We start from the raw sequence: 19,923 nt of genomic DNA on the forward strand, positions 1-19,923 counted from the left end.
CTTGCACACGAAGGAGTAGACCCAGGTGCGAAATCTTTGGTTGGCGGCGGCAGCCGTTACGGCACTCGCCGCTGCGACGCCCGCAACGGCACAGCGCGTGTGGAAGAACGGCCGCTGGGTCGTGATGCCCAAGGGCTCCGGCCCGCAGGTCGGCCGAGTCAGTCCGCACCGCTGGGGCAAGCCGGTCAACGGACGCTGGAGCGCCGGCTGGCAGGCGCCGGGCGGCTGGAGCGGCTATCGCCGCCTGCACCGCGGCAACGCGCTGCCATCCTATTGGACGGGGTCGGGCTTCCGCGTCCCCGATTATCTCAGCTTCGGGCTCGCCGCCCCGCCCCAGGGGTACAGCTGGGTGCGCTATTATGACGACGCCGTGCTGGTCGACGGCCGCGGTCAGGTGTGGGACTCGCGCGATGGCATCGCCTGGAGCGACGGCAGCAGCTATTCCGAAAGCTACGCCTATGCAGCCAGCTATGCCGACGCCGGCGCGAGCTACGCCGCACCGCAGATCCAGCCGGTCGAGCCTTATGACGATTACGACATTCCGGTAGCACCCGACGTCCCGCCGCCCCCACCCGGCGCCGGCTATGACGCGCCGATCCCTGCGCCGTACGGCGCCTACCCGCCCGCGCCTCCGATCCACGTCCAGCCCTATTCCGCGCCCGTGCAGGTTCGCACCTATGGCGCTCCACCCTGTGCACAGGTCTGTGGCGGGGCGTATCAAGGCGGCGCCTTCTATGGCGGCAGCGCCTATGCAAGCGGCTATTATGCCAGCGGCGCCTCCACCACGATCGTGATCAACCCCGCCCCGATCGTCACCACCACCACGACGGTGGTGGAGGAGCGCATCATTGCCGACAGCGTGGCGGTCGCGCCCAAGCGCGTGCTGCGCAAGAAGCTGCTCCGCCGCGCCCCGCGCTGCGGCTGCTGAGATCGAACCGGACGTGAGACTCTACTAAACTGTTCCCCGGCGGGGGCCGGAGAACAGCTGCCACCAGCCTAGCGAGGCGGAACCACCCTCGACTTCATCGAAGCTGGGCCCCGGCCTTTGCCGGGGAACAGCGGGCAACCTATTTTCGCTCGCGCCCGCCAAACGTCACCAGGCTCTCCGCCCCATCGGCACTCAGCGACGAAACGCCGACAAAGCTGTCGTCGACGATCACGCCTTTTAGCACCGCCTCGTTGGTCTTGACGTCCAGGTGATCGGTCCAGTCTTGCGCGTCCGCTCGGCGCCAGTGCACCCGGTACCCCGCCGCACCCGCCACGGCCGGCCACTTCACCGACGTGTCGGTCGCCAGCGCCCCGCCGATCGTCACGCTGTCGGGCGCAGCGGGCGCCTTCGCCAACTGACGGATCGTCGCGACGTTGATCGCCGTCACCTTTGCCAGATACGGAAAGTCCATCTTGTCGACCGTGTCGCCATAGACCTTGCCGCCTTCGCTGCGCAGGTCCTGGTGCTGCTGATCGTAATTCTCCGCGCCGACCGAGAAGCGCACCGCCGGATAGCCCAGCTTCAGGAACGGCGTATGATCCCCGCCCCGCCCGAACCGGTCGAACCGCCGCACCACGAACACGTCGAGTCCGCCCGGGATCGTCTTCGCCGCGCTATCCACCGCCTTGGCCAGCGCGCGCGAAGGCCCGTCATCCTCGCCGCCATCGGCCCCGCGCGCCATCTGCGCGTCGAGCGGCTCGACCTGGCGGATGCCTTCGGAGAACACCCGCACCCGGTCGGCCACGCGCCGCCCGTCCTGCCCGACCGTGTTGCCGACGATGTCGTTGTTGAGCACGCCGCTGACCGTCCAGCCGCGCTCCTTGGCCGTCTCGGCCAACAGCGTGCCGCCATACAGCCCCTGCTCCTCGCCCGACAACGCGGCATAGATCACCGTCGCGTTCAGCTTTTCCTTCGACAGGATCCGCGCCGCTTCCAGCACCAGCGCCACGCCAGACGCATCGTCATTGGCGCCCGGCGCGTCGGCGGTCGCGTTCATTACATCGGTCACGCGGCTGTCGATATGCCCCATCACGATCACGACGCGCTTGGGATCGCTGCCCGCCTGGAAGCCGAGCACGTCGACGATCTCTACTCCGTTCGGCGCTCGCGGCCCTGTAAAGGTTCGCGCCACGTTCGCTACTTGGATGCAGCCGCCACAGCCCTTTCCGATCCGCTCCATCTCGCTCGCGAACCAGCGCCGCGCCGCGCCGATGCCGCGCCTGGGATCGGTCGGCGAGGATAGCGTGTGCCGCGTGCCGAAGCTTACCAGCTTCTCGACATCGGCCTTCAGCCGCGTGGGGCTTGGCTGGTCCTGCGCAGCGGCGGGCACGGCGGCGAACAACAGCGGCAGGGCAAGATAATGGCGCATGGGAATACCTTCAGCTCAGGCGGTCAATGGCGGCGATGTCGAGCGAGCCGGGAATGATCATAACCGGCACGGAAAAGGTCCCGGCATCGGCGCCGGTGAAGTGACTGACCAGCGGACCCGGCGCTCCGCTCGGCGCGGCGCCCAGCACCAAAGCCGCGATCGCTGGATTGGCAGCGATCATCTCGCGCACCACCTTGGCGCCGTCGCCTTCCTGCACGGTGATCGCCGGCTTCAGCCCCGATTCGGTGAGCAGCGTGCCCGCCGCGCGCTGCAGCAAAGCTTCGGCACGTTCGTGCGCCTCTTCCTCGATCGCCGCCATCACCCCGCCCCACTGAACGAATTCGGGCTGCGGGACGAGTGCCAGGATTTCGACATTGCCGCCGGTCTTCACTGCCCGCCGCGCCGCGAAGCGCAACGCGATCTCGGCCTCCGGACTGTCGTCGATCACGACCAGATAGGTGCGCATGCTTGTTTCCCCGTGTCTTAGCACATTTACGTGCCGTGCGATTGCAGCTTGCGCAAGTCCGAGGGGTTGACCCTAGGGAAGGTCGCGGCAAAGGAAGACGCCAACACCTACAGGTCCAACCGACGGGAACCTCCATGTCGATCGAAATCAAAATGCCGGCGCTTTCCCCCACGATGGAAGAGGGCACTCTCGCCAAGTGGCTGGTCAAGGAGGGCGACACGGTGAAGTCGGGCGACCTCCTTGCCGAGATCGAGACCGACAAGGCGACCATGGAATTCGAAGCCGTGGACGAAGGCACGATCGGCAAGATCCTCGTCGCCGAGGGTACCGACAATGTGAAGGTCGGCACGGTGATCGCGGTGATCGCGGGCGAAGGCGAGGACGTATCGTCCGCCAGCGCCGCCGTCCCTGCCCCGGCGTCCATGCCTGCGCCCGCTCCCAAGGCGGAAGCCGCGGCTCCGACCCCCGCTCCCACTCCAACGCCCGCCCCCGCCCCCGCTTCGGGCGACCGAGTGAAGGCCAGTCCGCTCGCCAAGCGGATCGCCGCCGCCAAGGGTGTCGACCTGTCCTCGGTAACCGGCAGCGGCCCGAACGGGCGCATCGTCAAGGCCGATGTCGAAGGCGCTAAGCCCGGCGCCGCCCCGGCTGTCCAGCAGGCTGCACCCGCCGCTGCCGCTTCGGCACCCAGCGCCGCTGCTGCGCCTGCCGCTTCCGCCGAAACCAAGGCCATCTGGTACGACGACTCGATCCCGCACGAGGAAGAGAAGCTCTCCAACATTCGCAAGACGATCGCGCGCCGTCTCACCGAGTCGAAGCAGACCGTCCCGCACATCTATTTGACCGTCGACATCCGCCTCGACGCGCTGCTCAAGCTGCGTGGCGAGCTCAACAAGGCGCTCGAAGCGCGTGGCGTGAAGCTGTCGGTCAACGATCTGCTGATCAAGGCGCTCGGCGTCGCGCTGGAACAGACGCCCAAGTGCAACGTCACGTACACTGGCGACAAGCTGATCAAGTACAGCCGCGCCGACGTCTCCGTCGCGGTGTCCACGCCCACCGGCCTGATCACCCCGATTATCCGCGACGCCGCGGGCGCTAGCGTTGCCTCGATCTCGACGCAGATGAAGGACCTCGCCGGCCGCGCCAAGGAAGGCAAGCTCAAGCCCGAAGAATATCAGGGCGGCACCGCCAGCCTGTCCAACATGGGCATGTACGGCATCAAGCAGTTCGAAGCCGTGATCAATCCGCCTCAGGGCATGATCATGGCGATCGGCGCGGGCGAGAAGCGCCCGTACGTGATCGACGACGCGCTCCAGATTGCCACGATCATGAGCGCCACTGGGAGCTTCGATCACCGCGCGATCGACGGTGCCGATGGCGCCGAGCTGATGAAGACCTTCAAGGCGCTGGTCGAAGCGCCCATGGGCATGATCGCGTAAGGCCCCGCCGGCCATGCGCGTCCTCATCGAAACGGCCTTCATCGTTTCCGGCCTGCTCGCTAGCTGGGGCATCGCCTGGCTTGCGGCCTGGTCCTACCCGCTAGGCAGGGACGACATCTGGCTGGTCGCGTACGCCGCGATGGTCATCGTCGTGCTGATGGGCATCGGTCCGCTGCGCCGCGCCTATGCGCAAGACCGCGCGCGGCTGCACGGCACGAACAAGGAAATGCCCCATGGCTGAAACCGGCCCGCCCAATCGCCAGCCGGCGATCCGCGTCACCACCATGCCCGCAGACGCCAATCCCTATGGCGACATCTTCGGCGGCTGGCTGATGAGCCAGATGGACATGGCCGCCGGCCTGGTCGCATCGCGCCATTCGCGCGGCCGCGCCGTCACGATCGCAGTCGAGGGCATGAAGTTCCACGCCCCCGTCGCGGTCGGTGACGAGGTTTCGGTCTTCGCCGACATGGTCAAGGTCGGCCGCACCTCGATGACCATCGACGTCCAGGCCTGGCGCCGCGGCCGCCACACCGAGGCGCAATGCATGGTGACGCAAGCGCAATTCGTCTTCGTCGCCATCGACGAGGAACGGAAGCCGCGAGTGGTGAGTGCTGCCTGAACTCTCTTCTTCCCCCTCCCCCTTTACGGGGGAGGGAGGGGCCCGCCGCGCAGCGGTGGGAGGGAGAGGGCGCGCGCTCGCCAGAGCGCGCGAAATGCGCAAGCACCCCACCGAAGCCGAACGCAAGCTCTGGCGCCTGCTCCGCAACCATCGCCTCGCCCATACCAAGTGGAAGCGGCAACAGCCGATCGGCCGCTACATCGCAGACTTTGCCTGCCTAAAGCATCACCTGATAGTCGAAGCTAACGGTGCTCAGCACATCGCCAGCGCCTATGACGCGGCCAGAGACGCCTGGCTGCAAGGCCAAGGCTTTCGCCTGCTCCGCTTCCACAACAACGCCATCTTGGCGGAACCAGATTCCGTTCTAACTGCCATTCTGGCGGCAATCGAAGCGCAAGCCGGGGCATCGAGCCCCGCATTGCGCTCCCCCTCTCCCCGCCCCTCCCCCGCAAGGGGGGAGGGAGAAGAAGGAAGTTTCAGTGGCTGAATCCTACGACCTTATCGTCCTCGGCTCGGGCCCCGGCGGCTATGTCGCCGCGATCCGCGCCGCGCAGCTCGGGCTCAAGACCGCAATCGTCGAGCGCGAGAATCTGGGCGGCATCTGCCTCAACTGGGGCTGCATCCCTACCAAGGCGCTGCTCCGCTCGGCCGAGATCTTCCACTATATGCAGCATGCCAAGGATTACGGCCTGGTCGCCGATGGCATCAGCGCGGATATCGCCGCAGTGGTGAAGCGCTCGCGCGGCGTCGCGAAGCAGCTCAATCAGGGCGTCACGCACCTGATGAAGAAGAACAAGATCGCCGTTCACATGGGCACCGGCAAGCTGACCGGTAAAGGCAAGCTGACTGTCACCGCCGCCGATGGAAAGACCACCGAACTGGCCGCGAAGAACATCATCGTCGCCACCGGCGCGCGCGCCCGCGACCTTCCCCACCTGCCCGGCGACGGCAAGCGCGTCTGGACCTATCGGCACGCGATGACTCCGGCGGAGATGCCGACCAAGCTGCTGGTCATCGGCTCGGGCGCGATCGGCATCGAATTCGCCAGCTTCTACAACGACATGGGGTCCGACGTGACCGTGGTCGAGATGATGGACCGCATCGTGCCCGTCGAGGATGCCGACGTTTCCACCTTCCTGGAAAAGTCGCTCAAGAAGCAGGGCATGACCATCCTGACCAAGGCCGCGGTCGAAAAGATCGAGGCCAATGACGCCGGCGTGAAGGCGACGATCAAGGACAAGGATGGCAAGCTCATCCAGGGCGACTACAGCCATGTCATCGTCGCGATCGGCATCGTCCCCAACACGGCCGATATCGGCCTGAAGGAACTCGGCGTCGCGATGGACGACCGTGGCTTCCTCAAGACCGATGCCACCTGCAAGACCAATGTCGACGGGCTGTACGCGATCGGCGACATCACCGCTCCGCCCTGGCTCGCGCACAAGGCGAGCCATGAGGGCGTGATCGCGGTCGAGGCCATCAATGGCGGCCACCCGCATGCCATGGACCCGCGCAACATCCCGGGCTGCACCTATTGCCACCCGCAGATCGCCAGCGTGGGCCTGACCGAAGCCAAGGCCAAGGAAGCCGGCTACGACGTCAAGGTCGGCAACTTCCCGTTCATCGGCAATGGCAAGGCCATCGCACTGGGTGAGGCCGAAGGCTTCATCAAGACCGTGTTCGACGCCAAGACCGGCGAGCTGCTGGGCGCGCACATGATCGGCGCCGAAGTCACCGAGCTGATCCAGGGCTACACCATCGGTAAGACGCTTGAGACCACTGAGGCCGAGCTGATGGAAACCGTCTTCCCGCACCCCACGCTCAGCGAAATGATGCACGAAAGCGTGCTCGGCGCTTACGGCAAGGCGCTGCACATCTAAGGCCAAGTCTCCGTGGCTCCGGACCACCGGGGCCACGGACCGCCTTTCCCGCCATGTCGGTTGACCTGCGCATGAGCGACGATCCCGAACAAAGCTATCGCGACTTTCCCCAGGTGGTGAACCTCGCCCCCGCAGAGCGCGAACGCTGGCTGGGGACGCAGGAAAGCCGCTCGGTCGGCATCACCCATGACGGCGGCAGCGAAAGCGTCGGCCATCACACTCCGGCGAGCACAGCGCGGAGATTCTGCGCACAAAGAAAGCGCGACGCCGATTACGCCCATATGGCCAAAGTCGTTGGCTATGTGCACCGGCATCTAGCACAAGGCCCAGAGCACAAGGCCGACATTCCGGATACTCGTTAACGAACTGGGGCCACGATCCGCTGAGGGACTGAGATTCGCTCGCGCCGCCCGGGAGCGGAAGCGCCTCACCGCCGCGTGAGGATCGCTCCCACCACGGCGATCCGCTCGATCTCCGCATAAGGCGGCTGGTCGAGCTCTTCGCCGAACACGTCCGGATCAAGCTCGCGATAGCTGAAGTCGAGCCCATGCGCGGCCGCCAGCCCCGCCAGCGCGTCGCGCAGCACGTCCTCGCCCGCAGCAATCGCGCTGCCGGTATAAAGCACCACCCGGCCCCCCGGCGCGAGCTTCTCCACGGCCATGCGCGTCATTTCGAACGACACCTTGCCGCCGCGCATTTCGCCCCCGTCGCGATACGCGCGGCTGCCTGCGTCCATGATATAGGGCGGGTTTGCCAGCGCTACGTCGATCGAGCCCTCCACACCGCTCAGGTCATCTCCCTCGACACACTGCACCGCCACGCCCGCGGCGGCGGCGTTGATGCGCGCAAGGCGCAGCGCCTTGGGATTGATGTCGGTCAGGACCACCGAAGCACCGGGGCACAGCCTTGCCGCGACGATGCCGCCGACCCCGCTTCCCGTGCCGATGTCGACGATCCGCGCACCAGGCGGACAGTGCCGCGCCAGCTCCGCCTCGATCAGATCGCCGAAGCGGTAGCTGTCCGGCCCGAAGAACACCGCGTCCTCTTCCTCGGTCGGATAGGCCGAATGCAGGAACAGCTCCCCCTTCAGCCACGACACCCGCACCGCACTGCGCACCAGCCCTTGGCCGGCATCCTCCATTGCACCCGCCGCCTCCAGCAGCGCCAGCAGATCGCCATCGAGCAGCCCGCGCTCGAACGGCAAGCTCCACCCGAAAATATCAGCCAGGTCCCGCGCCCGATCGCGCCCGGGCCGCGCCACCACGCGCGCGTGCGTCGCGGGCGTCGGCGTGACGAAATGATAGCCGCGCGTCCGCAGCGTTTCCAACAAGCGCAGCAGCGCGGCATCGGCGTCGTTCATACGCCCCATGGGCCCCAAAAGCCGCCGCATGTCAAAGCGTTGTTCGCGCGCATCGCCAAACAAAAAGGCCCGCCAAGCTATTGCCTGGCGAGCCTTTTTCGCGTGGTGGGCGTGGCAAGGATTGAACTTGCGACCCCTGCGATGTCAACACAGTGCTCTACCACTGAGCTACACGCCCCCCGGGGAGACGGCGCTTTAGCGGCGGTTATCGGGCCGCGCAAGCACCTCTTGTTCAAAAAGTTCAGCTCAGGCCGACATTCTCGGTTTCAAACATGCGGGCCACTTCCAGCACCAGGTCGCGCAGGTGGAACGGCTTGGAGAGCACGCGTGCCTGGGGCACCTGCTTGCCGGCCTTCAGCGTCACCGCGGCGAAGCCGGTGATGAACATCACGCGCATGTCGGGCGCGATCTCGGCGGCGCGCTGGGCAAGCTCGATGCCGTCCATTTCGGGCATGACGATGTCGCTCAGCAGCAAATCGAATCGTTCGCTCTCGATCAGCGGCAGCGCGGCGGTGCCGCGGTCCACCGCAGTAACGGCATAGCCCGACCGTTCGAGCGCGCGGGCTAGGTATTCCCGCATCACGCGGTCATCCTCAGCCAGCAAAATCCGGATCATCGTCGCTCCCCAAGGTGTGGGCGATGTCTTATGCGTCAATGCCTTAAGAATTTCCAGCCGGTGATCGCGGCGGCCCATTGCCTGCGCGGCGGCACGTGCTTAGGCAGGGGTGAGTGACGTCGCCGCCCTCCTTCACGCGCCACGGGCCGCTTGTGCCGTCAAGCCCGCTCGTACTTGCGGTGCCGCATGCCGGCCGCGACTATCCCCAGGCGCTGCAATCCGCGATCCGCGTTCCGGTTGCCGCGCTCAAGACCCTGGAGGATCGCTGTGCCGACGCGCTGGCGCTGGAAGCCTGGCGGGGCGAGACCTTGTTCATCGCCCACCGTGCGCGCGCCTGGATCGACTTGAACCGCAGTGAGCAGGATCGCGATCCCAAGGTTGAGGATGGCGCCGGACCAGCCGGCGCCCCCTTATCCGACAAGCTGCGCAGCGGGCTCGGTCTGGTCCCGCGCCGCGTCGGCAACAGCGGCGATATCTGGAATCGCCGGTTGTCCTCCGGCGAAGTCGCGTCACGCATCGACGAGGATCACCGGCCGTATCACACCGCGCTCGACCACGCGCTGGAAACGGCCCACGCCCGCTATGGTATCGCCATTCTGGTGGACATCCACTCCATGCCGCCCCTGCGGTCCTCGGGGGAGCCGCCGCGCCTCGTGATCGGCGACCGGTTCGGGAAGGCGGCCGCGGCGCGGTTCACCGGTCGCATCGAAGAGGCGGCACGCGGGCTCGGCGTGCCTGTTGCCATCAACACGCCCTATGCCGGGGCCCACACGCTCGAGCGGCATGGCCGGCCCTCCGGCAACATCCATGGCGTCCAGCTGGAATTCGACCGCAGCTTCTATCTGGACGCTACCCTGGACCGACCCGGGCCCGGCTTCGCCGCCGCCGCGCGGCTGCTCCGGGCCATCCTCGACGCGCTGCTCGACGAAGCCCTCCCGAACGCGATGGCAGCCGAATAAAAAACCACCCCGCGGTTACCCGCGAGGTGGCCAAGGTTCAGGGAGGAGACACGCCCGAGGGCGTGTCGCACGGCACCGCGAAAGGGGGGACACGACGCCGTACAAATGAGAATATAGTCGAGCGTTTGTTTGGTTCAAGGGCTGCGCGCAAACTGCGAGCAGCCGTGCCTCCGCAGCGATCAAACGCTTTCTCGCTTATGAAAACGGCGGCCACCAAGGTGACCGCCGCCTCTCTTTTCACCGGCTGAGTGGATCGCTCAGCGAACCGGAGGCATCACATCGGCGCGACGAGCTGCGGCTGCGGCACCTTGCCCATGCGCATCTGGCGGCCAAAGATGTCGCGCATCTGCGACAGTGAGAACAGGTGCGCATAGATCAGCGGCAGCATCCCGTTCTGCACAATCTTGCGCAGCTGGTCGCCCCGCAGCTCGTTGAGCTTGGCCTCGTCCACCATCAGGAAGCCGCGATAGATGAACGGCTGAGCGGCGCCTTCCGGCTGGATCGTCACTTCACCGTCCATCAGCAGACCCATGTCCTTCAGGTCCTTCATGAACATCGACGTGCGGGCGCCGGCCTGCTCGAACTGCTCGTTGAATTGAAGGATACCCTTGGTGAAGTCGCTCGGCTGGCCGTCGACGAACAGCGGCTCGCCATCTTCGAACTGGCCGATCGTGTCGGCGGTCGGATCAAAGCACAGCGACAGCTCGTCCGATTCCGGACGCAGCCGCGCCAACAGATAGGGATAGCGGCGGATATAGGCCGGCACGTAGAAGTTGGGGTCGATCAGCTTGCCGGTTTCATCGAAAAAGGTATTCACCCCTTCGTTCAGGCCCATCAGCGCCAGCGGAACGGGATCGTCGCCGACCGAAAACACGATCGGCATGTAACGCTGCACCAGCGGGAATTCCTCGACAGTGACGGGCACGGCGTGCTGCTCCGCCAGGAACTTCGCAGTGTCGGCGACGCGAACGCGATAGTCGCCATGAACCTGGCTCGAAAGCGGCTCGAGCTGATTGTAAAACAAAGGAAGCTGCTGCTGCGGCGCCGTGGCCATCCGAATCTCCTGAAACTTGCAACCGTCTAAAAGGTTGCGTGGCGGTCTATGACCTGTCCAATCGGCGCGCAAGCGTCACCAGCTTGCCTGGATTGAGAAGCACGGCCGGGTCCAGCGCGCGCTTGATCGCGCGTAGGGTGGCGACGCGCGACGCCGGCCCAAGCCGCTCCAATTCGTCCCGCTTCATCTGACCGATCCCGTGCTCTGCAGAGATGGAGCCCCCCGCCTGAACGACCAGGTCGTGCACCGCACGCGTGATCGCCGGGGCCTCGCTGGCATACCAGTGCCCGCGATCTGCGGCGACGGGCGCGCGCACGTGGAAATGGACATTCCCGTCACCCAGATGGCCGTACGCCACTGCCTGCGTTCCCGCGAACCGCGCCTCGATCGCCGCCCCGGCCTCGCGCATGAAGCGCGGCATCGCATCCACCGGCGCCGATATGTCGTGCTGCACGGCCGCGCCCCGGGCACGCTCGGATTCGGATATTCCATGGCGGATGCGCCAGAATGCCTCGGCCTGCGCCTCGCTGGCCGATACCACCGCGTCGCCTACCAACCCCGCCTCCAGCGGCTGGCGCAACAGGTCCGCCAGCAGGTCTTCCGGGGCTCGGTCACCGGCATCGGTCGCCACCGCTTCGATCAGCACATGCCAGCGGTGCTTGGCATCCACTGGCGCGCGGGTGCCCGGAATATGCGCAAGGACGCTCGCCAGCGCTTCGGCGGGCATGATCTCGAAACTTTCGACTGCGTCGGTCTGCCGCTCTATCCGCCGCAACAGAGAAAGCGCCTGGTCGGGGCTTTCCATCGCCGCCCACGCGACTGCTCTCGTCGCTACTGCCGGCACCAGGCGCAGGGTCGCCGCCGTGATGACGCCCAGCGTTCCCTCGGCACCGATCAGCAACTGGTTCAGATCATAACCACGATTGTCTTTTTTCAGCGCCGACAGTCCGTCATGCACCGAACCATCGGGCAGCACTGCCTCCACCCCCGCGACCAGCGCGCGCATCGTTCCCCACCGCAGCACCTGCGTGCCCCCCGCATTGGTGGAAGCCAGCCCGCCAATGGTCGCGCTGCCGCGCGATCCCAGATCAAGCGGAAACCGGCGCCCGATGGCGCCAGCCGCGTCGTGAAAGTCCGCCAGGATGACGCCGGCCTCGGCGATCGCCAGGCTGTCTTCGGGCGAGATCGACCGGATGCGGTTCATGCGCCGCAATGACAGGATGACTGCACTGCCGTCGGCCGGCGGCGTTGCACCGCCCACCATGCTGGTATTGCCGCCCTGCGGTACCAACGGCACGGCAAAGGCGCCGGCCTGCGCTAACACTGCCTGCACTTCCTCAAGCGAACTGGGCGACAGCATCGCGGGCGTCGCACCCTGGAAGCGGCCCCGCCAATCGGCCAGCCAGGGCGCCAGCATTTGCGGGTCGGTTTCGGCGATGCCGGCGCCAAACCGCGCGCGTAGGGAGTCGACAAGCTGATGCTGGCTCGGGTTCATGGCTGCGGCGCTAGCATCGCCTCCGCAGTTCATCCACTGTTCAACACTCGGGAATAGAAACGGTCCTCGCATGCTGAACCCGATCATCGTCGCCTCCGGATTGCTGCTGTTGTTCGCGCCCTCGGCCCAGCCGATGGGTTCCCCTTGGGATATGGCGGCGCATGCCTTGCAACAGCGTGCCACCGTGCATGTGCCGCGCGTGACCGTTACCACGACCACCATCATCCTGCGCGAGCCCCGGCCCACGCCGCTGCTGGAGAAAAAGGCGGGCAAGTGCGTGAAGGTGGAAAAGCTCGCCGGCTTCACCGTGAACCGATTCGACAGCGTTGACTTGCTGCTCAAGGATGGCGGCCAGCTGCGCGCGCGTCTGGGCGCACGCTGCCCTGCCCTGGGCTTCTATTCGGGATTCTACGTCAAACCCAATCCCGACAAGAAGATATGCGCCGGGCGCGACGCCTTCCGCTCGCGCACGGGCCGCTCGTGCGGCATCCAGTCTTTCGCCAAGCTCGTCGCGTCCGACTGAGTCCCGCCGCCGGAGCGAAACGCGGCGTCGGTGGAGCGCTTCGCCCCCGATCTTCTGCGCTCGCCTCGCGCTAAATCGCGCCACGCGCTTGACATTCGCGACCAAATCCGCAAGCGCGTGCAGGCTTGGTGACGTGGGCAATCGCGTCCGTTTTCCGGATAACCGCATGAGCTTTGCCGATCTCGGCCTTTCTGACGACCTTCTGCGCGCACTAACCGCCGCAGGCTATTCCGATCCCACGCCGATTCAGCGGCAGGCGATCCCATCGGTGCTGATGGGCCGCGACCTGATCGGCATCGCGCAGACGGGCACGGGCAAGACCGCAGCCTTCGTGCTGCCGATGATCGATGTGCTGGGCGAAGGCCGCACCCGCGCGCTGATGCCGCGCTCGCTGATTCTCGAACCGACGCGCGAACTCGCCGCGCAGGTTGCCGAAAATTTCGAGAAGTATGGCGTCCATCACAAGCTTTCGATGGCCCTGCTCATCGGCGGCGTGCAGATGGGCGACCAGGTCAAGGCGCTGGAGCGCGGCGTGGACGTGCTGATCGCCACCCCCGGGCGCCTGATGGACCTGTACAGCCGCGGCAAGATCCTGCTCACCGGCTGCAGCCTGTTGGTGATCGACGAAGCCGACCGCATGCTCGACATGGGTTTCATCCCCGACATCGAAGAGATCTGCACCAAGCTGCCCAAGCAGCGCCAGACCCTGCTGTTCTCCGCGACCATGCCGCCGGTCATCAAGAAGCTGGCCGACAAGTTCCTCGACAATCCCAAGCAGATCGAGGTGGCGCGCCCCGCGAGCACCAACATCAACATCACCCAGCATCTGGTGCCCGTGGCTTCCAGCGGCTTCGAAAAGCGCCGCGCGCTGCGCACCCTGCTCGAGCGCGAGGACGTCCGCACCGCGATCATCTTCTGCAACCGCAAGACCACGGTGCGTGAGCTCAACAAGAGCCTCAAGAAGCACCGTTTCCGCTCGGCCGAGATCCATGGCGACATGGACCAGCCCGCGCGCATCGCCGAGCTTGAACGGTTCAAGTCGGGCGACGTCAACATCCTCGTCGCCTCGGACGTCGCGGCGCGCGGCCTGGACATCAAGGGCGTCAGCCACGTCTTCAACTTCGACGCGCCCTGGCATCCCGACGATTATGTCCACCGTATTGGCCGCACCGGGCGCGGCGGCGCGACCGGCATCGCTTATACGCTGGTGACCTCCGAAGACGCCGAGAACATCGCCGAGATCGAAAAGCTGACCGGTCAGAAGATCGCGCGCGTGACGGTCACTGCCGACGCTGAGGAAACCGCCAGCGAACCACGGGCCGACGACGCTGGCAAGCGCCGCGAGCGAGGCGGACGCGGTCGCGCGCGCGCCGAGAATGGCGACCGCGCCGAACGCGGCGCTCGCTCGGAGACCGGCGACCGCGCGGCACGTGGTGATCGCGCGGGACGTAGCGCGCGTCCGGAGAATGGCGACAGTGCGGATCGGAGCGACCGAGCCGAGCGCGCCGAACGCGGCGGCGAACCGGTGGAGCGCAACGCGCCTGCGGAACGCAGCGCGCGTGCCGAGCGTGCCCCCCGTGCCGAGCGCAGCGAGCCCCCGGAACGGAACGAGCGCTCTGCGCGCGGCCGTAACCGGGCATCGGACGACCGCTCGCCGGAGATGCTGGCCCGCGAACCGCGCCGCTACGCCAATGCTGCCGACGATGGTCCGGATGAAGGCTGGAACGGCCCGGTCCCGGACTTCCTTAGCTACACCATCGCCCTGTAAGCAGGGGCCTCTTGGGCAGGGGCAGCCACGCGGCTGCCCCCACTGCTATCCGCTTCAGGCCGCGGCGGCGATCAGCGCATCGTCCGCCTCGGCAGCCCGGCGATAGGCCGGCCGAGCGGTCAGCCGCTCATGATAGGCCAGGAACGCGTCGCGCTTGGGCAGCGTGCCGAACATCGTTCCCCAGCCGACCTGCGACCCGACATAGACGTCCGCGGCCGTGAACCGGTCGCCGGCGATGTAGGGATGCGCCGACACGGCCTGTTCCAGCACGCTGACCGCCTGGTCAAAGCTGCCATAGCCGAACATGCGCCCCTGCTCCGCAGTCGCTTCGAACTTGGCCCAATTGTTAGTCACCGCCTGCTCCACCGGCCCTGCCGCGAAGAACAGCCAGCGATAATAATCGGCACGCTCTGCGGGTTGCGGCGCCAATCCCGCATCGGGGAACGTCTCGGCCAGATAGGCGCAGATCGCCGCGCACTCGGTCACGATCTTGCCGCCATGCACGATCGCCGGCACCTTCCCCATCGGATTGATCGCCCGATACGCCGTGTCCTTCATCGTCGTGCCATAGTCGACGATCTCGGTCCGGTACGGCGCCCCCACCTCTTCAAGCATCCACCGGATGATGCGCCCGCGCGATTGTGGGTTGGTGTAGAAAACCAGTTCGTCCGACATGCCACGTCTCCCCTTGTTGATACAAGAACATATCATGAACTCTCAAATCCTCGAGTCAAGGGTCGACTGTCCGGGATTCACGTTTTCCGCGTCCACAAGAGCGTAGCCAGCAACCGCCCCCAGGCCCGCTCGGCCTGCGCCGGATTGTACGCCCGGCTGTCGGGCGGGCACCACCCGTGCAGCGTCCCGGCATACACCTCAATCTCCGCCGGCACCTTCGCCGCGGCGAACGCCGCAGCGAGCTTGTCCTTGTCGCCAGGAGCCCGCGCGTCATCGTTCTCGGCCACCGCGAATAGATACCGCCCCTTCATCTGCGGTACGAGCAGCAGCGGACTGTCGGGCCCGTCTGCCGCAAGCCCGCCGCCGTGGAAGCTCGCCCCGGCCCGCACCCGCGCCGGGTTCGCCGCCGCCGTCCGCATCATCATCGGCCCGCCCATGCAATAGCCGGTGACGCCCACCCCGCTTCCCGTATCCACTTCCCGCTGCGCATCAAGGAACGCGACAAAGGCGATCGAGTCCCGCGTCGTGCCCTCGGGTGTGAGTGCCTTGCGGAACGGCTCGATCCGTTGCCGCACCGCAGGCTGGTCGAACGACTCACCAGCTTGCACGAACGGCGTCTTGGTCGAGCGGTAGAACTGGTTCACCGTCAGCACCGCATAACCCGACTGGGCCAGCCTGTCGGCCATCCGGCGGAACGCAGGCCGTAGTCCCATGATGTCCGGCCAGACGAGCACCGCCGGATGCCTGCCACTCGCCGGCGCGACGAAATAGGCGTCGGCATTTCCGTCGGGCGTGCGGATGGTCACGTCCCTGCCTTTCACCGCCAGCGCGTTCGCCGGGCTCGGCAGCAGCACCGAAACACCTGCCGCCGCTGCCGCCGTGGCGAAGCTTCGCCGCGTCATTGCGCCCAGGTGACGGTCGTTATCGGCTGCGGTCCATTCGTCGCACATCGCTGCTCTCCCGAAGGTGTGGGGAGAAGCTATAGCGTTTCACCGCGCCCGCAAGGCCGCTGCTTTCGCCAAAAGAAAACGGGCCCCGGCGCCTGCCGAAGCCCGTTCCCATTCGCTTCGAAGAACTCAGTGTTTGAACAGCGTCTCGGCAGTGTGCTCGACACGAACCTCGCTCGGCTCTTCGCCATCGTTCACATGCGCGGCAGCCTGGCGCTCGGCACGCAGCTGCTCGATCAGCGCCTCGCGGTCGCCCTCCAAACGCGTGTCGGTCGGCGCCTCGATGCCCGCTGCCTTGGCAGCCTTGGCTACCAGTGCGTCCAGCTCACGCTGCGAGCAAAGCCCCAGCGTCACCGGATCCTTGGGCACGATGTTGGCGATGTTCCAATGGCTGCGGTCGCGAATCGCGGCGATGGTCGTGCGGGTGGTGCCGATCAGCTTGCCGATCGCCCCGTCCGATACCTCCGGGTGGTTGCGCAGGATCCAGGCGATGCCGTCCGGCTTGTCCTGGCGCTTGGACACCGGCGTGTAGCGCGGCCCCTTGGTGCGCCGAACCTGCTCGGGGCCCTTCAGCATCTTGAGCACGTAGTTCGAGTTCGCCTGCCCCTTCTCGATCTCTTCCATCGTCACCTCGTGCGCGCGGACAGGATCGCGGCCGGTGAGCTTCGTGGCCGCGGTATCATCGGCAATCGCCTGCACCTCAAGGATATGGAGCCCGCAGAACTCGGCGATCTGCTCGAAAGAAAGCGACGTATTGTCGACCAGCCAGGAAGCGGTCGCATGCGGCATCAGCGGCTGGGCCACGATAGTCTCCAGAAACAATAAGGGCCGCCCTTCACGGGCGGCCATTCATGGCAGTGACTTAGTGCGCGAAAGAAGCAAGGGCAAGATATTACCGAGGCATAGCGATTCGCGGCGGCCGCTCCGACTTACGCCGCGGCCTGTTCGTCTCGCATCGGATACAGCGCCTGAAGAAACTGCTGTGCGCTCGCCTCCCAGGTGAAGCTGCGACCATAGCCGGCGCACGCCGCCCGATCCTTCGTCAGCGCCTCGGCGATGGCCTCGGTCAGGTCCGGCGCCATCGCGCCGACCTCTGGCGTCAGCACGTCGATCGGTCCCGTCACCGGATATCCCGCTACCGGAACACCGCATGCCAGTGCCTCGATCATCACCAGCCCGAACGTGTCGGTCTTGCTGGGAAACACAAAGACGTCCGCCGCCGCATAGGCGGAGCCTAGTTGCTCTCCGAACAAGGGCCCGAGGAAATGAACGTCAGGAAAGCGCGCCTCTAGCCCGGCACGTGCCGGGCCATCCCCGACGACGACTTTGGTACCGGGATGATCGGTGCGCAGGAACGCCTCCAGGTTCTTTTCGACCGCGACGCGGCCCACGTACAACTGCACCGGCCTAGGCAAATCCTGCATAACGGAATGCGGGTGCTGGTCAGGTCGAAAGTGGGAAAGGTCGACCCCGCGTCCCCAATGCTTCACTTGGCCAAGGCCGTGATCCACCAGCGACTGCCGGATAGACGGGGTCGACGCAAGGATCGCCTGGCTCGCCGCATGAAACCAGCGGATATAACGCCAAATCCACTCCGCCGGCACACCCGAGCGCGCCGAGACATAATCGGGAAATTGCGTGTGATAAGCAGTGGTGAACGGCATGCCATGGCGCAGGCACCACCGTCGCGCCGCAATGCAGAGGGGTCCTTCCGTGGCCAGATGGATCGCTGTCGGCCGGAACCTTTCCAATAGAGCACCGACGCTCGCGGTGCGCGCCAGGGCAAGCCGAATCTCCGGATAGGTGGGGCACGGCAGCGAGTGGAACAGGTCGGGTGAAATCACCTCGACTTCATGCCCCTGCCCTTCCAGCACCCGCCGGACGGATTTGAGCGTGCGGACGACGCCGTTGACCTGGGGCTCCCAGGCATCGGTTACAATTGCGATGCGCACCGGTTCGGCCTCCGCCGCCGTCACGCCGCCGCCAGTCTGACCTCGGATTCGGGCGCTTCCCGCGCGGCGATTTCCTCGGCCCAATGGAGAAGTTCCATGGATCCGTCGTAATGCTCCACCAGCGCGGTGCAACCCTCTACCCAATCGCCATCGTTATAATATGCGATTCCGGCGATGTCGCGCATTTCCGCCTTGTGGATGTGGCCGGCGATAACGCCGTCGACGCGCCGCACGCTTGCCTCGTGCGCGACGATTTCCTCAAATTTAGAGATGAAGGACACTGCGTTCTTCACCTTCTGCTTGGCGTATTTGCTGAGCGACCAATAGGGTAGGTTCATCGAACGGCGGACGACGTTCAGCCACCGGTTCAGCGCCATCATCGCCTCATATGCCGCATCACCCAGATATGCGAGCCAGCGATGCGACATCGTGATCGCGTCGAACTCGTCGCCATGCAGCACCAGCAGCCGCCGGCCGTCGGCGGTTTCGTGCACTGCCTGGCGCCTGATGTGCACTCCACCGAAATTCAGCCCTGTGAACTGGCGGAACATCTCGTCATGGTTGCCGGGAATATAGACGATCTCGGTGCCGCGCTTCGCTCGCTTCAGTATGCGCCAGACGATGTCATTATGCGCAGCCGGCCAATAGAAGCGTTTCTTAAGCGCCCATCCATCAAATATGTCGCCAACCAAATACATCTTCTCGCTGTCGACATGATCGAGAAAGTCTATCAGCATCGCCGCGTTGCAGCCGCGCGTGCCAAGATGCACGTCCGAAATCCAAACAGTGCGGTATTGGCGGCGCCCAGCGATGATCCGCTCGGGAATCGCTGGTTTGCTGGCCTGAAAATCGGAAAGATGCGTCGCATCGAAAGGAAGCCTGGTGATCGTCGCCATGGCCGAGGTCCCCGCTGAGCCGTTGCCCAAAGCTTGTATGCCGCATGTTTGTTACAACATGAATTTGTCTGCCGCTTAGGGGAGCCGGCTGGCATATGCCCTGAGACATGCACCGCTTCTCAACAACTATTCGGCTAGACCGCCATTCGTAAACGTGGAAGGGATCAGAGATGTTAGGGCGGCTTCGCTCACGCCTTCGTGGAAGAAGCCCTGCGGACTTGGCCGAACTCGCGGTCAAGAATGTCACGCATCTGATGACCACGCTGTCCTCGGCAAATCGCGCACGTCGCGTGCAAGACCGCGCATTCGATCAACAATGGGGCACCGACACCAGCGGCGGCGTCGGCGTACATGATCTAGGCTTTGATCCGGCGATCATCGATCAATGCCGCCGCTACGACCCGAGCGATGCGGCGATGCTGCGCGAGCCCGTCGAACTGCTCGGCATCGTCCCCGCGCGATGCGATTTCATCGATTACGGGGCCGGCAAGGGGCGGATGCTCATGCTGGCAATGCAGATGGGCTTCAAGTCCGTGACGGGCGTCGAACTAGCCGGGAGCCTTTGCGAGATCGCACGCGACAACCTCCAACGCTTCACGGCGCGCAGCGGCATCCAATCCGATGCGGCGATCGTACAGGCGGACGCCACGTCCTACACTCCCGCCGGCGCGCACATCGTCGCATATTTCTACAATCCTTTCGGCGCGCAGATCATGCGGGAGGTTCAACTCCAGCTAGAGCGCGCGCTCGCGATGGAGACCGATTGCGTCACCATCATCTATGCCAATCCCGAGCATCACCGGATCTACGCCGACAATCCTCGGTGGATGCCAGGCCCATCGCTGACCGGCATCGCGACCTTTACAGCCGAAGCGGCTGTCTTCCGGGCCTGAGACGCGCTCGTAGGCAGCGCGCCGGG

At 65.6% G+C, this 19,923-nt stretch carries 22 protein-coding genes and 1 tRNA gene; 11 read left to right on the forward strand and 12 right to left on the reverse strand.

Annotation, left to right across the window (positions count from 1 at the left end; translation table 11 throughout):
* Positions 1-25 precede the first annotated feature (25 nt).
* Positions 26-928, forward strand: coding sequence for an RcnB family protein (locus FHT02_RS04535; RefSeq protein WP_184084815.1), 903 nt, complete (start codon positions 26-28; stop codon positions 926-928).
* A 139-nt stretch (positions 929-1,067) separates the two neighbouring features.
* On the opposite strand, the gene FHT02_RS04540 is transcribed toward FHT02_RS04535, so the two are convergent.
* Positions 1,068-2,357 carry a M20/M25/M40 family metallo-hydrolase gene (locus FHT02_RS04540; RefSeq protein ID WP_184084818.1) on the reverse strand — a complete coding sequence of 430 codons (1,290 nt, stop codon included), beginning with the start codon at positions 2,355-2,357 and terminating at the stop codon, positions 1,068-1,070.
* 10 nt (positions 2,358-2,367) lie between these two features.
* Positions 2,368-2,823, reverse strand: coding sequence for a universal stress protein (locus tag FHT02_RS04545; protein WP_184084821.1), 456 nt, complete (start codon positions 2,821-2,823; stop codon positions 2,368-2,370).
* Positions 2,824-2,957: 134 nt separating this feature from the next.
* On the opposite strand from FHT02_RS04545, the gene FHT02_RS04550 reads away from it, so the two are divergent.
* The 6 genes from FHT02_RS04550 (at position 2,958) to FHT02_RS04575 (ending at position 7,121) form a co-directional block, all read left to right on the forward strand.
* Positions 2,958-4,259 carry a pyruvate dehydrogenase complex dihydrolipoamide acetyltransferase gene (locus tag FHT02_RS04550; RefSeq protein WP_184084824.1) on the forward strand — a complete coding sequence of 434 codons (1,302 nt, stop codon included), beginning with the start codon at positions 2,958-2,960 and terminating at the stop codon, positions 4,257-4,259.
* A gap of 13 nt (positions 4,260-4,272) precedes the next feature.
* Entirely contained in the window at positions 4,273-4,500 is a 228-nt protein-coding gene (locus FHT02_RS04555) for a hypothetical protein (protein ID WP_184084827.1), read from the forward strand.
* The gene (locus FHT02_RS04560) at positions 4,493-4,879 is read left to right on the forward strand and encodes an acyl-CoA thioesterase (protein ID WP_184084830.1); all 387 of its coding nucleotides are present in this window, start codon (positions 4,493-4,495) and stop codon (positions 4,877-4,879) included. The genes FHT02_RS04555 and FHT02_RS04560 overlap by 8 nt, the downstream gene beginning before the upstream one ends.
* 55 nt (positions 4,880-4,934) lie before the next feature.
* Positions 4,935-5,366 (forward strand): DUF559 domain-containing protein, encoded by a 432-nt coding sequence (locus tag FHT02_RS04565; protein ID WP_184084833.1) that lies wholly within the window; start codon positions 4,935-4,937, stop codon positions 5,364-5,366.
* Positions 5,359-6,759 (forward strand): dihydrolipoyl dehydrogenase, encoded by a 1,401-nt coding sequence (gene lpdA / locus FHT02_RS04570; protein ID WP_184084836.1) that lies wholly within the window; start codon positions 5,359-5,361, stop codon positions 6,757-6,759. The genes FHT02_RS04565 and lpdA overlap by 8 nt, the downstream gene beginning before the upstream one ends.
* Before the next feature lie 71 nt (positions 6,760-6,830).
* The gene (locus FHT02_RS04575) at positions 6,831-7,121 is read left to right on the forward strand and encodes a DUF3140 domain-containing protein (protein ID WP_246352181.1); all 291 of its coding nucleotides are present in this window, start codon (positions 6,831-6,833) and stop codon (positions 7,119-7,121) included.
* Between the two features lie 65 nt (positions 7,122-7,186).
* Here the strand turns inward: FHT02_RS04575 and FHT02_RS04580 are convergent, their stop codons facing one another.
* The 3 genes from FHT02_RS04580 to cpdR form a co-directional block, all read right to left on the reverse strand.
* Positions 7,187-8,119 (reverse strand): methyltransferase, encoded by a 933-nt coding sequence (locus FHT02_RS04580; protein ID WP_246352182.1) that lies wholly within the window; start codon positions 8,117-8,119, stop codon positions 7,187-7,189.
* A 103-nt stretch (positions 8,120-8,222) separates the two neighbouring features.
* Positions 8,223-8,297, reverse strand: a tRNA-Val gene (locus FHT02_RS04585).
* Positions 8,298-8,360: 63 nt separating this feature from the next.
* On the reverse strand, positions 8,361-8,735 hold the full coding sequence (cpdR, locus tag FHT02_RS04590; protein ID WP_184084841.1) for a cell cycle two-component system response regulator CpdR: 375 nt from the start codon (positions 8,733-8,735) through the stop codon (positions 8,361-8,363).
* Positions 8,736-8,848: 113 nt separating this feature from the next.
* Between cpdR and FHT02_RS04595 the strand changes: the two genes are divergently transcribed.
* Entirely contained in the window at positions 8,849-9,694 is an 846-nt protein-coding gene (locus FHT02_RS04595) for an N-formylglutamate amidohydrolase (RefSeq protein ID WP_184084845.1), read from the forward strand.
* Between the two features lie 274 nt (positions 9,695-9,968).
* Here the strand turns inward: FHT02_RS04595 and FHT02_RS04600 are convergent, their stop codons facing one another.
* Together FHT02_RS04600 and FHT02_RS04605 are read right to left on the reverse strand one after the other, a co-directional pair.
* The gene (locus tag FHT02_RS04600; RefSeq protein WP_184084848.1) at positions 9,969-10,748 is read right to left on the reverse strand and encodes a SapC family protein; all 780 of its coding nucleotides are present in this window, start codon (positions 10,746-10,748) and stop codon (positions 9,969-9,971) included.
* 46 nt (positions 10,749-10,794) lie between these two features.
* Positions 10,795-12,243: an FAD-binding oxidoreductase gene (locus tag FHT02_RS04605; protein ID WP_184084851.1), complete on the reverse strand. Its 1,449-nt coding sequence runs from the start codon at positions 12,241-12,243 to the stop codon at positions 10,795-10,797.
* A gap of 70 nt (positions 12,244-12,313) precedes the next feature.
* On the opposite strand from FHT02_RS04605, the gene FHT02_RS04610 reads away from it, so the two are divergent.
* Positions 12,314-12,766 (forward strand): hypothetical protein, encoded by a 453-nt coding sequence (locus FHT02_RS04610; protein WP_184084854.1) that lies wholly within the window; start codon positions 12,314-12,316, stop codon positions 12,764-12,766.
* Positions 12,767-12,932: 166 nt separating this feature from the next.
* Entirely contained in the window at positions 12,933-14,534 is a 1,602-nt protein-coding gene (locus FHT02_RS04615; protein ID WP_184084857.1) for a DEAD/DEAH box helicase, read from the forward strand.
* 54 nt (positions 14,535-14,588) lie between these two features.
* On the opposite strand, the gene FHT02_RS04620 is transcribed toward FHT02_RS04615, so the two are convergent.
* The 5 genes from FHT02_RS04620 to FHT02_RS04640 all read right to left on the reverse strand — a co-directional run bounded on the left by FHT02_RS04620 (position 14,589) and on the right by FHT02_RS04640 (position 19,004).
* The gene (locus tag FHT02_RS04620; protein WP_184084859.1) at positions 14,589-15,209 is read right to left on the reverse strand and encodes a glutathione S-transferase family protein; all 621 of its coding nucleotides are present in this window, start codon (positions 15,207-15,209) and stop codon (positions 14,589-14,591) included.
* Positions 15,210-15,286: 77 nt separating this feature from the next.
* Entirely contained in the window at positions 15,287-16,159 is an 873-nt protein-coding gene (locus FHT02_RS04625; RefSeq protein ID WP_184084861.1) for a dienelactone hydrolase family protein, read from the reverse strand.
* A 126-nt stretch (positions 16,160-16,285) separates the two neighbouring features.
* Entirely contained in the window at positions 16,286-16,945 is a 660-nt protein-coding gene (locus FHT02_RS04630; RefSeq protein ID WP_184085427.1) for a DUF1013 domain-containing protein, read from the reverse strand.
* A 140-nt stretch (positions 16,946-17,085) separates the two neighbouring features.
* Positions 17,086-18,108 (reverse strand): glycosyltransferase, encoded by a 1,023-nt coding sequence (locus FHT02_RS04635; RefSeq protein ID WP_184085429.1) that lies wholly within the window; start codon positions 18,106-18,108, stop codon positions 17,086-17,088.
* A gap of 20 nt (positions 18,109-18,128) precedes the next feature.
* Positions 18,129-19,004, reverse strand: coding sequence for a UDP-2,3-diacylglucosamine diphosphatase (locus FHT02_RS04640; protein WP_184084864.1), 876 nt, complete (start codon positions 19,002-19,004; stop codon positions 18,129-18,131).
* Positions 19,005-19,258: 254 nt separating this feature from the next.
* On the opposite strand from FHT02_RS04640, the gene FHT02_RS04645 reads away from it, so the two are divergent.
* Positions 19,259-19,897, forward strand: coding sequence for a class I SAM-dependent methyltransferase (locus FHT02_RS04645; RefSeq protein ID WP_184084867.1), 639 nt, complete (start codon positions 19,259-19,261; stop codon positions 19,895-19,897).
* Positions 19,898-19,923 lie beyond the last annotated feature (26 nt).

This window comes from Sphingomonas xinjiangensis (assembly GCF_014199255.1).
GTDB classification, from domain to species: domain Bacteria; phylum Pseudomonadota; class Alphaproteobacteria; order Sphingomonadales; family Sphingomonadaceae; genus Sphingomonas; species Sphingomonas xinjiangensis.